Here is a 13,817-nt window from a genome sequence, read left to right as displayed (position 1 = left end):
GTTACGCTCCAAACTTCACACGTGGGTCGACTAAAGCAACACAAATATCTGAAATAATGTTACCAATGAGCAGCAACAGCGCATTAATGGCGACAATACCCATAACAACAGGGTAGTCACGCTCCATGATTGATTCGTAACCCAATAAGCCAATGCCATCAATATTGAAGATAACTTCAATCAGGAAGGCACCAGTCATGAAGAACAACAAAGAGTTACCAAAGTGACTCGCGATTGGGATTAAGCTGTTACGCAACGCGTGCTTACGAACCGCCTTTTTGAAAGGTAAGCCCTTCGCGATAGCTGTACGGATATAGTCTGAAGAAAGGTTTTCCATCAGGTTGTTTTTCATCGTCATTGTCAGTGTTGCAAAGTCGCCAATGAGGTAACAGATTAAAGGCAACACCGCGTGCCACATGATGTCCCTGGCGCGTTCAAAGAAAGTTTCGTAATCGTCGAAGTCATCGCCGACAAAGCCTCCCATCGGAAACCATTCCAAGTGATAACTAAATAGCGTGATTAGCAATACACCCACCACATAGCCAGGCAAGGCATAGCCCACAAAGATGAGTATTGAAGAAGCGGAATCAAACACAGAGCCGTGCTTGAGCGCCTTGTAATAACCAAGAGGGATCGAGATAAAATAACTGATAAAAAAGGTCATGCCGCCATAAAATAACGACACAGGTAAACGCTCTGCAATCATGTCAGAGACAGGCTCGTAGTAACGTGTTGACTCACCAAGGTCTAGCACGACCAAGCGACTTAGCCACTCCACATACGCTTCTGTCACTGGCTTATCCAGACCGTAAAACGCATTTAGTTCAGCGATTTGATCATCAGAAAGGGCGGTATTGCCACCAGCAGACGTCATTGATGCGGCACCATCCCCTTGAGACTGCATTTGTGACAACATGCGTTCAACAGGTCCGCCCGGCACGAAACGAGTGATAGCAAAGATAAGAATAGTTATCCCGAGAAACGTTGGTATCACCAACGCCAAACGGCGTAAAAAGTACGACAGCATATACAACTTGCTCCTTGTCTACTGTCCAGTTCAGGCGGAGTGAAAGAGGAAGTTCCCCGCCCAAAGTGGTGCATATTTATCTCGTAGTAACTAAAACTGTTGAAACACACTCCCTGCGTTTCAAGAACCAGACTTTTCTACTACTGCAATAATTTCAGCGTCATATTTATCTTGAATCCACATCAGCTTCAAGTGTTTGAAACCAAAACATGACAAACTTCCTCCGAAGTCGAAAAACAGAAATGTTTTTGTAAAAAATTATAAAAAACCACAAAAATAATTCACACAGAATATCAATCTAGGCTGTTTAGAGCCAAAACCCTACATAAAAATGCAAATACATGGAATAAATAGACATATCCACTACATGTATATTTGACCTAAAAATACGAGTGAGCCCTTTTACAGCAATGGGTATCATATTTTGATACCACCCTATAAGTTCGAGTCACCAAAGTATGGATTCGATATAAAACTCATCTCAGAACAATTCACTGGAAAAATATCTTTTTTCAGATTCAATTACCCACTAAAAAACCATAGGCAAGATAAGTCATTAAAGTTTATAAGAAACACAAAATACGGTGTTTTATTGAAATTTGATGTCGCCTTGGTAAGGCTATTTAGTTTTTTATTCCGCTTTTTAAACCAACCCTGGTTACTTACATCTTTTTTACATTTAAGCATCCCCGTTTACCACTGGTTTGACTTCCTTTTTTCATCTCGGTTATACATTGGCCGAACGTTAACGAAATATTAACGTCACAATTGGCCGCTATGCGGCCAGACATAGGAAATAATAATAATCGGAGCAACAAGGATGTATAAAAACACAACCGCTTTATCTGTTGCGATAAGCCTTGCGTTGGGGACAGCAGCAGTCGTAGCCCCAGCAACAGCACTGGCAGAAGAGCAACAAGTTGAAAAACTTCAAAAGATGAAAGTTACTGGTTCGCGTATCTCCACGACGGATATGGAAGGTCCTTCACCAGTTACTGTTATTAATAGTAAAGATATTGAATCTAAAGGTTTTAACAGCGCGCAAGACGTGTTGAACAGTTTGACTCAAAACACCGGTGGTGTAATGGCTCAAACGAACTCTTTCTCATTCACACCTGCAGCACAGTCAGTCAACTTACGTGGTCTTGGCGCTTCACGCACATTGATTCTTATCGATGGTCGTCGCCTTCCTCAATACCCACTGGCTCAAGATGGCACATCTAACTTCCAAGACATTGGTCAAATCCCTGTTGCCGCTATCGAGCGTGTTGAAGTAATGACTGATTCAGGTTCCGCTATCTACGGCTCCGACGCGATCGGCGGTGTCGTAAACTTCATTTTAAAGAAAGACTTTGATGGCGTTTCTGTAAAAGTACGTGCGGGTGACGCAACAGATGGTGGCTACCAAAATGGCCGTTTAGACGTTGTTGCCGGTAAAGATTTTGACGATAAACGTATTCTCTTCGTTGGCCAATTTGCGGGCAACGAAATGCTTAAGCAATCTGACCGAGATGATTGGGCTGGCGATGACGGTTCTAGCCGTTCTCAGCTAAGTGGTTACTCTAGCTACGGTGCAAACTTTGAAGGCGCAAACGGAACACTTCTAACACCAGCTGATGCTGGTTCTTCATGTAAAGAAGTCGTTGGTGATGCCGCTATTGAACGAGCGGATGGCAAGTGTGGTGTTAACCGCTCTGCATACCGAACGTTGAAACCAGAAAATAAACAAGTAGACCTGCTTTTACGTGGTGAAATGGACATTAACGACAATGTCACTGCCATGGCAGAAGCCCGTTTTGGCTACAAGTCTACAGAATCTGAATTCGAACCTAACCCTTACAGCGTAGAAGTTGATGCCACTCACTTCCGCGGCGAAGGTGAATACACTCGCCGTATGGTCGAATTTGGCCCACGCGAAAGTAACACTGAAGCCGATTCTTTTGGCTTAACCTTAGGCTTGAACGGCCTGCTTGCTGATGCGTATGATTGGGACCTATCAGCTGGTTACTCTGAGCAAAGCGTTGAAACAAGCAACCCAGCAATCTTCCTAACTCTTGATCAAGCCGTACAAAATGGCGATGTCGATCTTCTAGGGCCTATCTCTCAAGACGTTGTAAACAAATACAGCGGCACATCAAGCAAAGAAGCCTACTCAAAGCTTTACTCTGTTAACGGCTCACTGGCCGGTGATTTGGTTGAACTGCCTGCTGGTATGTCTGGCTTTGCTGTTTATGGTGAATGGAACCGTACTGACTACAACGAAACGATTGATGCGACAACAGCGGCTGGTGGTTTCTCTGGTCTAGGCGGAACATCAGGTGGCGGTGACCGTGATCAGATTGGTCTTGGTGTCGAAGCCCTAATTCCTATCATTGAAGATTTGGAAATGACTGTCGCTGGTCGTTATGACCACTACTTCGACGACTCGGCAACAGGCGGAGCCTTCACTCCTAAAGTAGCACTAGCATACCGTCCTACTGACACTCTATTGCTTCGTGGTAGCTACGGTCTAGGTTTCCGAGCTCCAGACTTGAAACGACTATTTGGCGATCAAACTCGAGGCTTTGGCTCTGGTTTTGACCCTGTGCTTTGTGCCAACGCTGGTGGTAGCGGCCCACAAGATAAAGATAAGTACCCAGAGTGTGATACTCAATACTTCGATACGCTTAACGGCCCTAACTCTGAGCTGAAAGAAGAAACAAGTACAAACATTAACTTGGGTCTAGCTTGGGAACCTGTGGATGACCTTGGCGTAACCGTTGACTGGTACCACATCAAGATGGAAGACGTCGTAACAGCACCAACTTACCAAGACGTAATTAACGATCCAGGTAAATACCCAGGCACAGAAGTAGTTCGTAATACAGACGGTACAATCAAGTCCGTATCTTACGGCCCAGTCAACCAGTCATATGAAGAGCGTTCTGGTGTTGACCTTGCTGTGAAATATGCTTACGACACTAATGAGTTCGGTTCATTCAATACGCGCGTAGCTGTAACTAAGATCTTGATTGCTGAATATCAAGAAAACGACAGTGAGCCAGTAACGGATGAAAGAGATTTCATGCCTGAATACACCGCAACGTTAAACCTTGGCTGGGCATACGAAGATGTCGCTATCAACCTATTTGGTAAATACCGTGACCGTATGTGTTCAAGCTATGCGAACCGTTACTACTTTGATGACTGTGACTCTGCTAAGAAAGCTGGTTACAAAGCAGAAATCGCGAGCATGACAACATGGAACCTAACGGCTTCTTACCAATTCAACGAGAGTGGTCGTGTAACTCTTGGTGCTATCAACATGTTTGACAAGGTACCGCCTGCCGATCCTCTAAATGATACCTCTCCATTCTATGCAACTGGATATGACGATCCAATCGGCCGTCAGCTTTACATCGAGGCATCATACGACTTCTAAAAAGTATTTGGCGCGGGTTTTCCGCGCCCTTTTCGACTGACTAAAACACTGACAAGGATGCAACCATGAAATTCAAGGAATTTGGTCTCAGTGCCATAGCTGCAGCATTGCTTACTATCAGTAGTAGCTCTGTAGCGGCCAACTCTGGTGCTGTCGTTTCCACACAAGCAAAAGCAAATCAATCTTCAGAAGCTTCGCAACAAAAAATCGACAACTATGCCGAAAGCACTGAAGGCATGTTGGCAGAATACAAAGGCTTACTTCGTCAAATCGACAGTATGAAAGTCTACAACGAGCAAATTAACCGTATGGTTCAATCGCAGCAAGGCGAGTTGGACTCATTAAATAACCAAATTGCTCAAATCGATCAAACGGCAACAGAAGTGGTGCCACTTACATTAAAAATGATCGATGCACTCGACGAATTTGTGACTCTCGATCTGCCTTTCCAGAAAAAAGAGCGTAATAAACGTGTCCAAGAACTGCGTCGTCTCATGGATCGCGCCGACGTAACAACTTCAGAGAAATTCCGTAAAGTGATGGAAGCGTACCAAATTGAAGAAGGCTTCTCTCGCTCAATCGAATCTTACAAAGCTAGCCTAGACCGAAATGGTGAAACCGTGACTTACGATTTCCTACGTATTGGTCGCACAGCACTTCTATTCCAATCTCCAGACGGTGGTGAGACAGGTATGTGGAACCAACAAACACGTCAATGGGAAACATTACCAGAAAGCTACCGCATCGCGGTACAGCAAGGCCTTCGTATCGCGAAGAAGCAAGCGCCACCAGCGCTAATCAAACTGCCTGTATTTGCTGGGGAGGAATAAGAGATGAAAGGATTCAAAACTCTAGCCGCTGGCCTACTAGCGAGCTTCTTTATGGTTTCTGGCGTACAAGCAGAAGCGCCTAAAAACTTATCTGAACTACTTAAAAACGTAAAATCAGAAAGCATCGTTGAGTCGAAAGAGAACAAAGCCCGTGAAGCTGAGTTCAAGAACAACCGAGATAAGCAAGCAGCATTATTGCAACAGGCTCGTGAAGAGCTAGCTGCACAGCAAGCACTGGGCGATCAACTTAAAGCAACCTTTGATGAAAACGATAAGCAGCTGACTGAACTAACAGAAACCCTACGTGTTCGCTCTGGTACTTTGGGCGAAATGTTTGGTGTGGTCCGCCAGTATGCGGGAGAGTTTAAGGGCTTATTTGCAGCCTCTCAAAACGCTGTTCAGTTCCCAGAGCGTGACGCTCTACTAACGAAACTGGCTGAAAGTAAAGAACTGCCGTCAACACAAGAGCTAGAAGCTTTCTGGCATACCATTCTTCAACAAGTGGTTGCTTCTGGCGAAACTGCAACAACCCAAGCAACGGTTGTTTATGGCGAAGGTAAAGAAGCGGTTCGCGATGTCACTCTTGTCGGTGAATTTAACGCGATTGCCGATGGTAAGTACGTCACTTATGTACCTCAAACAGGTAAGTTCGAAGAACTCTCTCGACAGCCTCGCACCAATATTACACGTCATGTTGCAGGCTTTGAATCAGCGTCAAACAGCTATGAACCACTGTTTATTGACCCATCCCGTGGTGTCATTTTGTCTCTACTTGTGCAAAGTCCTACCGTTCAAGAACGTATTGATCAAGGTGGCATCGTAGGCTACGTCATTCTAGGTATGGGTGCAGTTGGCGCTATCATTGCTCTAATTTGCTTCCTACGTCTTCAAGTGATTGGCGGCAAAATGCGTAAGCAAGCGAAATCAGAAACCGTGATTCCTGGCAACCCATTGGGTGAAGTTATCCAAGCTTACCAAGAGCACAAAGGTGACAACCTTGAAGATCTGGAAGCGAAGCTGGACGAAATCATTCTACGTAATGCTCCAAGCATTGAGCGCTTCATCAGCTCAATCAAGCTTTTTGCTTCTGTAGCTCCTCTACTTGGTCTACTGGGTACGGTAATGGGTATGATCGGCACATTCCAAGCCATTACTCTGTTCGGTACCGGCGATCCTAAACTGATGGCTGGCGGTATTTCTGAAGCTCTTGTTACCACTATGCTAGGTCTGGTTGTCGCAATTCCATTGCTGTTCCTTTACACCATCGTACACAGCAAAGGTCGTCGTTTGGTTCAAACTCTTGAAGAACAGAGTGCAGGCTTCATCGCTCGCTATCAGGAAAAACTGCATAAAGCCGAAAGCTAAGGAGGCGTTATGTGGTGGTTAGTTGGAGAACTTGAATCAATTAGGCGCTTCTTGGGAATGGGTGGCGATGTACTCGTCGCCATCTTCATCCTCAGCTTTATGCTGTGGGCAGTATTGTTAGAACGTTGGTTCTATTTTGCTGCCGTCGCTCCAAAAGCCATGAAAAAAGCCGTTGGCTCATGGCAAGGACGCTCAGAGCATCAAAGTTGGAACGCTAAGATGATCCGACAAGAAATCGTTTCTCGTCAGGATATTGAGAATAAAAAGGGACTACCAATCGTGAAAGTATTGATTGCACTTTGTCCCCTACTGGGTCTACTCGGCACCGTTGTCGGCATGATCCAAGTATTCGACATATTAGCGGTAACAGGAACAGGAAGCCCTCGAGCAATGGCCTCGGGGATCTCAAAGGCAACAATCCCAACTTTAGCCGGGATGGTGGCTTCTCTATCAGGACTGTTCTTTAGTTCACGTCTTGATCATTTAGCCAAAGTCACAACGCAAAAGCTGGAAGATAAGCTAAAGCATATTGCCTGAGTAAATGGAATTAGAGGTATAGGTCATGAAAAGACGCTATAGCAGTGATAGCAGTGATGAAACCGCTATCGATATGACACCGATGCTCGACATCGTATTTATCATGTTGATCTTCTTTATCGTAACAACATCGTTCGTAAAAGAAGCAGGTCTGGAAGTAAACCGTCCGACGGCAAGCTCAGCGCAAACCGTTAAGAAAGGTAACATCATGGTCGCAGTTGGTGCGGCGGGTGATGTTTGGGTTGATAAACGCCGCATCGAAGTGGACGCGGTTCGCGCGAACATTGAACGTCTTCGAGCAGAAAGTCCTGATGGCGCAGTTGTTATCCAAGCCGACACTGAAGCAAATGCTGGCGTAGTCGTGAAGGTTATGGACCAGATCAAAATGGCAGGTGTAGAAAGCATCTCCATTGCCGCAACCAATAAGGATTAAGCTTATGCGGTATCTGGCCTCAATTGCACTGGCGCTCATTGTCTCCCTCGGGTTGTTCTGGGGGATGGACAAGCTAGTAAACAAAGAGCGCCACGAGTTAGTGTCGAATGATGACCTGCGTATGGTCGAGTTTATTCGCATTAAACCAGAAGAAAAAATACAGGAGAAAAAACGCGAACTTCCAAAACCACCACCACCTAAGCGTCCGCCGCCGCCGCCAGAAATGAAAGTGACAGCGACAGTAAAACCGGTGATGGAGCAGACCCCAATGGATATGCCAAAACTTGACCTACCCGTAAATGTTACAGGTGGCTCGGTGCTTGGACATTATAGCCAGGGTGGAGGTGCACAATTAGCGGGTAGCGGAGGTCCGACCCCTCTTGCAACATTCCAACCTCAAATGCCTAGAAAGGCTGCGAAAGCAGGAATTGAAAAAGGGGTTGTCTTACTAGAGTTTACTGTAAACGCACGTGGTGCCGTAGAGGACATCAAAGTTCTTAAAGAGCAACCACGACGCTTAGGCCTCGGTCGAGCGGCAAGAAAAACAGTCTCTAAATGGACATTTAAACCAAAATTGGTTGACGGGAAACCTGTTAGCTCACGCCTATCGCAAGAAATAGAGTTCTCAACCAATTAAGGAGTCACGATGAAAAGTTTATGGAAAAGCAAAGTGGCTTCTTTAATTCTCTTCGCAGGAGTGGCAATGGCCGCTCCTACGATGGCAAAAGAAGCTCCTCAGTTATCAGATCGGACATTTCGAACCGTCAACAAAGTGCAAGAGTTGATCGCAACTGAAAAATATTCAGCAGCGAAAGAAAAATTAGCAAGCGCTTTAGAAAGCACAAGTTCGAAAAAATACGACCGAGCAGTTTTACTTCAGCAAACGGGCTTTTTGTATTCGCTACAAGACAATTATGTGCAAGCCGCGAAATACTTTGCCGAAGCATTAAAGCTCGATGCGCTTCCCGTTCCAGTCGCTCAACAAGTTCGCTACAGCTTGGCTCAGCTTTACCTAGCTGAAGAGAAGTACACGTTGTCTGTGAAAACGATGAAAGAATGGTTCAAAGTTGCAGAAACAACCAAAGAGAAGCCTCAAGCTCATGCTTATATCACGTTAGCAAGCGCTTATGTCCAGTTGGAAGATTACAGAAATGCAATCCCACCAACCAAAAAAGCAATTGCGATGAGCAAGAGCCCAAGTGAGTCTTGGTACTTAATTCTCGTTGCCTCTCACTACGAGTTAGGCCAGCTGAAAAGCGTTGCCAGTGTGCTTAAAACCCTTACTTCAAAGTACCCTCAGAAAAAGCGTTACTGGATGCAACTTTCTGGCGTTTATATGGAGTTGGGTCAAGAGCAAAACTCTTTAGCAACCTTAGAAATGGTTTACAAAATGGGGAAACTGGAAGGAGAGAAAGAGTACTTACGTTTTGTAAACTTCTTAGCTTACCAAGGTATTCCATATAAAGCGGCCAAAACTCTTGAGAAGGAGATGGCATCTGGAAACATTGAAAAGACGAAGGAAAACTATGACCGCTTGGCCAGCTTCTGGCAGCAAGCTAAAGAGCTAGATAAATCGATTCTCGCTTATAAAAAGTCATATAACATCGCTCCTTCTGCTAAAACGCAAATTCAGATTGCTCGCTTAATGGTACAAGACAAGCAGTATTCTGAAGCGACTCGCTTTGTAGAAAACGCAGCATCGAATGCCTCTAAAGAGCAAAAGGCAGAACTTGAATACATTCGCGGAATGGCCTATTTCGAGCTTAAGCAGCCACAAAAGGCCTTACAGGCAATGAAAGGCGCGGCTCAATCGCCAAAATTTAGGTCTACCGTTAGCCCTTGGATAAATTTCCTAGAATCCCAAGGATAATTTGAAGATTAAGTGTGAGTCAGTCGCACGCCTGGGGAAGTGAAAGCTTCCCCTTTTTTCGTTTGTTTGTGCGCACGCGAGCTCTTTTCAACATTTAAGTAAGACGAAAAGATCAACTGGTAACAAAATAGAGATCATGATACTCTTCGCCTCCATTTTTCTGGCGGGATTATCACCAATATCCATCCCTTTGGTGGTTGATTTATCATTGCCAGTGCTATCGTTATAAGAATGTCGGACTTTCCTTCGGCACTCAATCAATCCAATCAAAAGTGGAACAGTACAATGGGCAAAGGTACTCTCTATATCGTATCTGCACCTAGCGGCGCAGGTAAATCTAGCTTGATCTCAGCGATGTTGGAACGCAATCCAACCTACGCAATGAAAGTGTCTGTGTCTCATACCACGCGTAACATGCGACCTGGTGAAGAAAATGGTGTCCACTACCATTTTGTAGCGAAAGATGAGTTTGAAGCCCTGATCGCTAAAGGTGATTTCCTAGAATACGCTGAAGTGTTTGGTAATTATTACGGCACCTCTCGTGTGTGGATTGAAGAAACGCTAAATAAAGGTATCGACGTTTTTCTAGATATCGACTGGCAAGGCGCACGCCAAATCCGTGAGCAAATGCCAGAAGCCAAAAGCATCTTCATTCTGCCACCATCAAACGGTGAACTAGAGCGTCGCTTGAACACTCGTGGTCAAGATAGCGATGAAGTGATCGCAAAACGTATGGCTGAAGCCAAGTCAGAAATCTCTCATTACAGCGAATACGACTACGTGATCGTAAACGACGATTTTGATACCGCTTTGATGGACTTTAAAGCCATCTTGCGTGCAGAGAGATTGAAGGAAGAAAAGCAAGCTGCTAAATATAAAGGTATGCTTGACGCGTTGTTAGCAGAGTAACTTCAAAAAAGTCACGCTGTAAAACATAAAGAATTTCTCGTTTTTTGCTCAGTGCGAAAAACACAATAAACTACCTGAGAAAGTCCACAAACGGTGGCTTGTCTAATTGCTAGTAAATAAAGTAGTTAGGTTGTATACTTTCTCGTCATTCTAAAATTTTAGTTAACTATTTGGAGTCCTCATGGCACGCGTAACTGTTCAAGACGCTGTTGAAAAAGTTGGCAACCGTTTCGACCTAGTACTGATTGCGGCTCGCCGCGCTCGTCAAATGCAAACTGGCGGTAAAGATGCACTAGTGCCAGAAGAGAACGATAAGCCAACGGTTATCGCTCTACGCGAAATCGAAGAAGGTTTAATTACTAAAGAAGTTCTAGACGCTCGTGAACGTCAAGAACAGCAAGAGCAAGAAGCGGCAGAGCTAGCGGCAGTAAGCAGCATCGCTCACAACCGTTAATTCTGACTTTAGAATTCAACAACCTCCCGGGCCTATAATTTGTATCTATTCGATAGCCTCAAAGACGTTGCCCAAGAATACCTAACAGAGCCTCAGATTGAGGCTCTGCGTCAATCTTATGTGGTAGCGAGAGATGCCCATGAAGGGCAAACCCGCTCTAGCGGTGAACCATACATCATCCACCCTGTCGCTGTGGCTCGTATCTTGGCCGAAATGCGCCTTGATATCGAAACCCTCCAAGCTGCTTTGCTACATGACGTCATTGAAGACTGTGATGTAACTAAAGAAGATCTCGAAGAGAAATTCGGCAACACTGTCGCAGAATTGGTTGATGGTGTATCTAAACTGGACAAACTCAAATTCCGCGATAGGAAAGAGGCTCAGGCCGAGAACTTTCGTAAGATGGTTCTGGCCATGGTGCAAGATATCCGCGTCATTCTGATCAAACTGGCTGACCGCACGCACAACATGCGTACGCTTGGCGCGCTTCGACCAGATAAAAAACGTCGTATTGCTCGTGAAACGTTAGAGATTTACGCGCCACTCGCTCATCGTCTTGGTATTCACAATATCAAAACCGAACTCGAAGAGCTGGGCTTTGAAGCGCTATATCCCAACCGCTACCGCGTACTAAAAGAAGTGGTAAAAGCGGCACGCGGCAATCGTAAAGAGATGATCCAACGTATTCACAGCGAAATAGAAGGCCGTCTGCAAGATTTCGGCTTGAATGCTCGCGTCGTTGGTCGTGAGAAAAACCTGTTCTCTATCTACAACAAGATGAAAACCAAAGAACAGCGCTTTCACACCATCATGGATATCTATGCGTTCCGAGTCGTTGTTGATACCGCTGATACTTGTTATCGCGTTTTAGGCCAAGTACACAGCTTGTATAAGCCACGTCCTGGTCGCATGAAAGATTACATCGCGGTACCAAAGGCGAACGGCTACCAGTCGCTACATACTTCCATGGTTGGCCCACACGGCGTACCTGTTGAAGTTCAGATCCGTACTGAAGATATGGATCAAATGGCAGACAAAGGTGTCGCGGCGCACTGGTCTTATAAGGACAAAGGCGACAAGTCTGGCACCACTGCGCAAGTGAAAGCTCAGCGTTGGATGCAAAGCCTGTTAGAGCTACAACAAAGCGCAGGTAACTCATTCGAATTCATTGAAAACGTAAAATCCGATCTTTTCCCAGATGAGATTTACGTCTTCACACCAAAAGGTCGTATCGTTGAATTGCCTTTAGGCGCAACGGCCGTCGACTTTGCCTATGCCGTACATACCGATGTAGGCAACTCTTGTGTTGGTGCTCGTGTTGACCGTAACCCTTACCCATTGAGCAAGGCATTGAAAAACGGTCAGACGGTGGAAATTATCAGTGCCCCTGGTGCGCGTCCGAATGCGGCATGGCTGAACTATGTCGTGACTTCTCGTGCCCGCACTAAGATTCGTCAAGTACTGAAAACAATGCGTCGTGAAGAGTCGATTACTTTAGGTCGTCGCCTACTTAATCACGCACTTGGTCGTCACTCGATTGATTCAATTTATCCAGAAAATATCCAAGAAGTCTTGAATGATCTTCGCCTAGAAAGCATCGATGATTTATTGGCTGCTATTGGTTTGGGTGAGTTGATGAGTATTGTGATTGCACGTCGTCTCCTTGGTGATACCGAAGAGCTCACGACAACAAGCTCAATCCCAACGGACTCGAAGAAGAAGCTTCCGATTCGTGGCGCAGAAGGCTTATTGCTGACGTTTGCAAATTGTTGTCATCCTATCCCAGATGATCACATTATTGCTCACGTATCGCCTGGTCGTGGTTTGGTTGTTCACCGAGAAACATGTCCGAACGTTCGTGGTTATCAGAAAGAGCCAGACCGTTATATGGCTGTCGCTTGGTCTGACGACTACGACAAAGAGTTTATTGCTGAACTTAAAGTCGACATGCTTAACAACCAAGGTGCTCTTGCAGAACTGACCAACGTGATCTCGAAAACAGGGTCAAACATTCATGGTCTTTCAACGGAAGAGCGTGATGGTCGTTTGTACACTGTGACTGTGCTGTTGACGACGAAAGATCGCGTCCACCTTGCTGGCATCATGCGTAAGATTAAGGCAATGCCTCAAGCAACCCGAGTCAGACGCAGAAAGAACTAACCTCTATCGCCACCTACTCTGTTAGGTGGCGATTTTTTATACCTCAATAAATATGAACCTAGAACGTTACAACCGCATTCACCAAGTCCTAAAAACTCGCCAAACTGATCTGACACTTTGTCTCGAAGAAGTGCATAAGCCAAACAACGTCTCTGCTGTGATCCGCACCGCTGACGCGACAGGCTTACACAAAGTTCATGCAATTTGGCCTGACAAAATGCGTACGCTGAGCCATACCTCAGCTGGCGCGCGTAACTGGGTGGAAGTGGATACTCACGATTCGATTGAAACTGCGATTACCGAACTTAAAGCGCAAGGTATGCAGGTTTTGGTGACCAACCTTTCGGACACCGCCGTCGATTTTCGCGAGATCGACTACACCAAACCAACGGCAATCATTTTAGGCAGTGAAAAAGTTGGCGCTTCAGAGCAAGCCAAACAACTTGCCGATCAAGACATTATTATCCCGATGGTGGGCATGGTGCAGTCACTAAACGTATCGGTTGCCAGTGCCGTAATTTTGTATGAAGCGCAACGTCAACGTGAAGCCGCAGGCATGTACGACCGAGAAGAAAGCGCTCTACCTAAAGAAACAATCAACCGTATTCTCTTTGAACGTGGTCACCCAGTGCTGGCAAAAGTCGCGAAACGCAAAAGGCTCGCTTACCCGCCACTCGATGACGAAGGCCAAATCATCGCCGATGATGCGTGGTGGCAAGAGATGCAAAGCAAGTAACAGACTTTCGTCATCCTGAACAGCGACGAAGGAGCGTGATTCAGGATCTAATTCCCGAGTGTGCTGATGCTGATA

Annotated in this window: 12 protein-coding genes; 11 read left to right on the top strand and 1 reads right to left on the bottom strand. The window is 45.6% G+C overall.

The window, feature by feature from the left end; all coding sequences use genetic code 11:
* Position 1: 1 nt before the first annotated feature.
* The gene (locus MSG33_RS16285; protein WP_248381458.1) at positions 2–1,027 is read right to left on the bottom strand and encodes an ABC transporter permease subunit; all 1,026 of its coding nucleotides are present in this window, start codon (positions 1,025–1,027) and stop codon (positions 2–4) included.
* Between the two features lie 820 nt (positions 1,028–1,847).
* Here MSG33_RS16285 and MSG33_RS16280 point away from each other — a divergent pair.
* The 11 genes from MSG33_RS16280 to trmH all read left to right on the top strand — a co-directional run bounded on the left by MSG33_RS16280 (position 1,848) and on the right by trmH (position 13,742).
* Positions 1,848–4,448, top strand: coding sequence for a TonB-dependent receptor (locus MSG33_RS16280; RefSeq protein WP_048624621.1), 2,601 nt, complete (start codon positions 1,848–1,850; stop codon positions 4,446–4,448).
* Between the two features lie 65 nt (positions 4,449–4,513).
* Positions 4,514–5,278: a DUF3450 domain-containing protein gene (locus tag MSG33_RS16275; protein WP_104971145.1), complete on the top strand. Its 765-nt coding sequence runs from the start codon at positions 4,514–4,516 to the stop codon at positions 5,276–5,278.
* A gap of 3 nt (positions 5,279–5,281) precedes the next feature.
* The gene (locus MSG33_RS16270) at positions 5,282–6,643 is read left to right on the top strand and encodes a MotA/TolQ/ExbB proton channel family protein (RefSeq protein ID WP_248381457.1); all 1,362 of its coding nucleotides are present in this window, start codon (positions 5,282–5,284) and stop codon (positions 6,641–6,643) included.
* 9 nt (positions 6,644–6,652) lie between these two features.
* On the top strand, positions 6,653–7,180 hold the full coding sequence (locus MSG33_RS16265) for a MotA/TolQ/ExbB proton channel family protein (RefSeq protein ID WP_005379363.1): 528 nt from the start codon (positions 6,653–6,655) through the stop codon (positions 7,178–7,180).
* Positions 7,181–7,205: 25 nt separating this feature from the next.
* Entirely contained in the window at positions 7,206–7,613 is a 408-nt protein-coding gene (locus MSG33_RS16260) for a biopolymer transporter ExbD (RefSeq protein ID WP_005379359.1), read from the top strand.
* Positions 7,614–7,617: 4 nt separating this feature from the next.
* Positions 7,618–8,250: an energy transducer TonB gene (locus MSG33_RS16255; RefSeq protein ID WP_006741809.1), complete on the top strand. Its 633-nt coding sequence runs from the start codon at positions 7,618–7,620 to the stop codon at positions 8,248–8,250.
* A gap of 9 nt (positions 8,251–8,259) precedes the next feature.
* Positions 8,260–9,483, top strand: coding sequence for a hypothetical protein (locus MSG33_RS16250; protein ID WP_114323045.1), 1,224 nt, complete (start codon positions 8,260–8,262; stop codon positions 9,481–9,483).
* A gap of 285 nt (positions 9,484–9,768) precedes the next feature.
* Positions 9,769–10,392 (top strand): guanylate kinase, encoded by a 624-nt coding sequence (gene gmk, locus MSG33_RS16245; RefSeq protein ID WP_005394946.1) that lies wholly within the window; start codon positions 9,769–9,771, stop codon positions 10,390–10,392.
* Positions 10,393–10,573: 181 nt separating this feature from the next.
* On the top strand, positions 10,574–10,846 hold the full coding sequence (gene rpoZ, locus MSG33_RS16240) for a DNA-directed RNA polymerase subunit omega (RefSeq protein ID WP_005379346.1): 273 nt from the start codon (positions 10,574–10,576) through the stop codon (positions 10,844–10,846).
* A 39-nt stretch (positions 10,847–10,885) separates the two neighbouring features.
* The gene (gene spoT / locus MSG33_RS16235; RefSeq protein ID WP_005394948.1) at positions 10,886–13,006 is read left to right on the top strand and encodes a bifunctional GTP diphosphokinase/guanosine-3',5'-bis pyrophosphate 3'-pyrophosphohydrolase; all 2,121 of its coding nucleotides are present in this window, start codon (positions 10,886–10,888) and stop codon (positions 13,004–13,006) included.
* A 52-nt stretch (positions 13,007–13,058) separates the two neighbouring features.
* Positions 13,059–13,742: a tRNA (guanosine(18)-2'-O)-methyltransferase TrmH gene (trmH, locus tag MSG33_RS16230; protein WP_047009403.1), complete on the top strand. Its 684-nt coding sequence runs from the start codon at positions 13,059–13,061 to the stop codon at positions 13,740–13,742.
* Positions 13,743–13,817: the final 75 nt, after the last annotated feature.

Source organism: Vibrio sp. 1CM7H (assembly GCF_023161645.1).
GTDB classification, from domain to species: Bacteria; Pseudomonadota; Gammaproteobacteria; order Enterobacterales; family Vibrionaceae; genus Vibrio; species Vibrio diabolicus.
The sequence above is the reverse complement of the archived record's forward strand: the minus strand, read 5'-3'. Positions and strand labels throughout refer to the sequence as shown.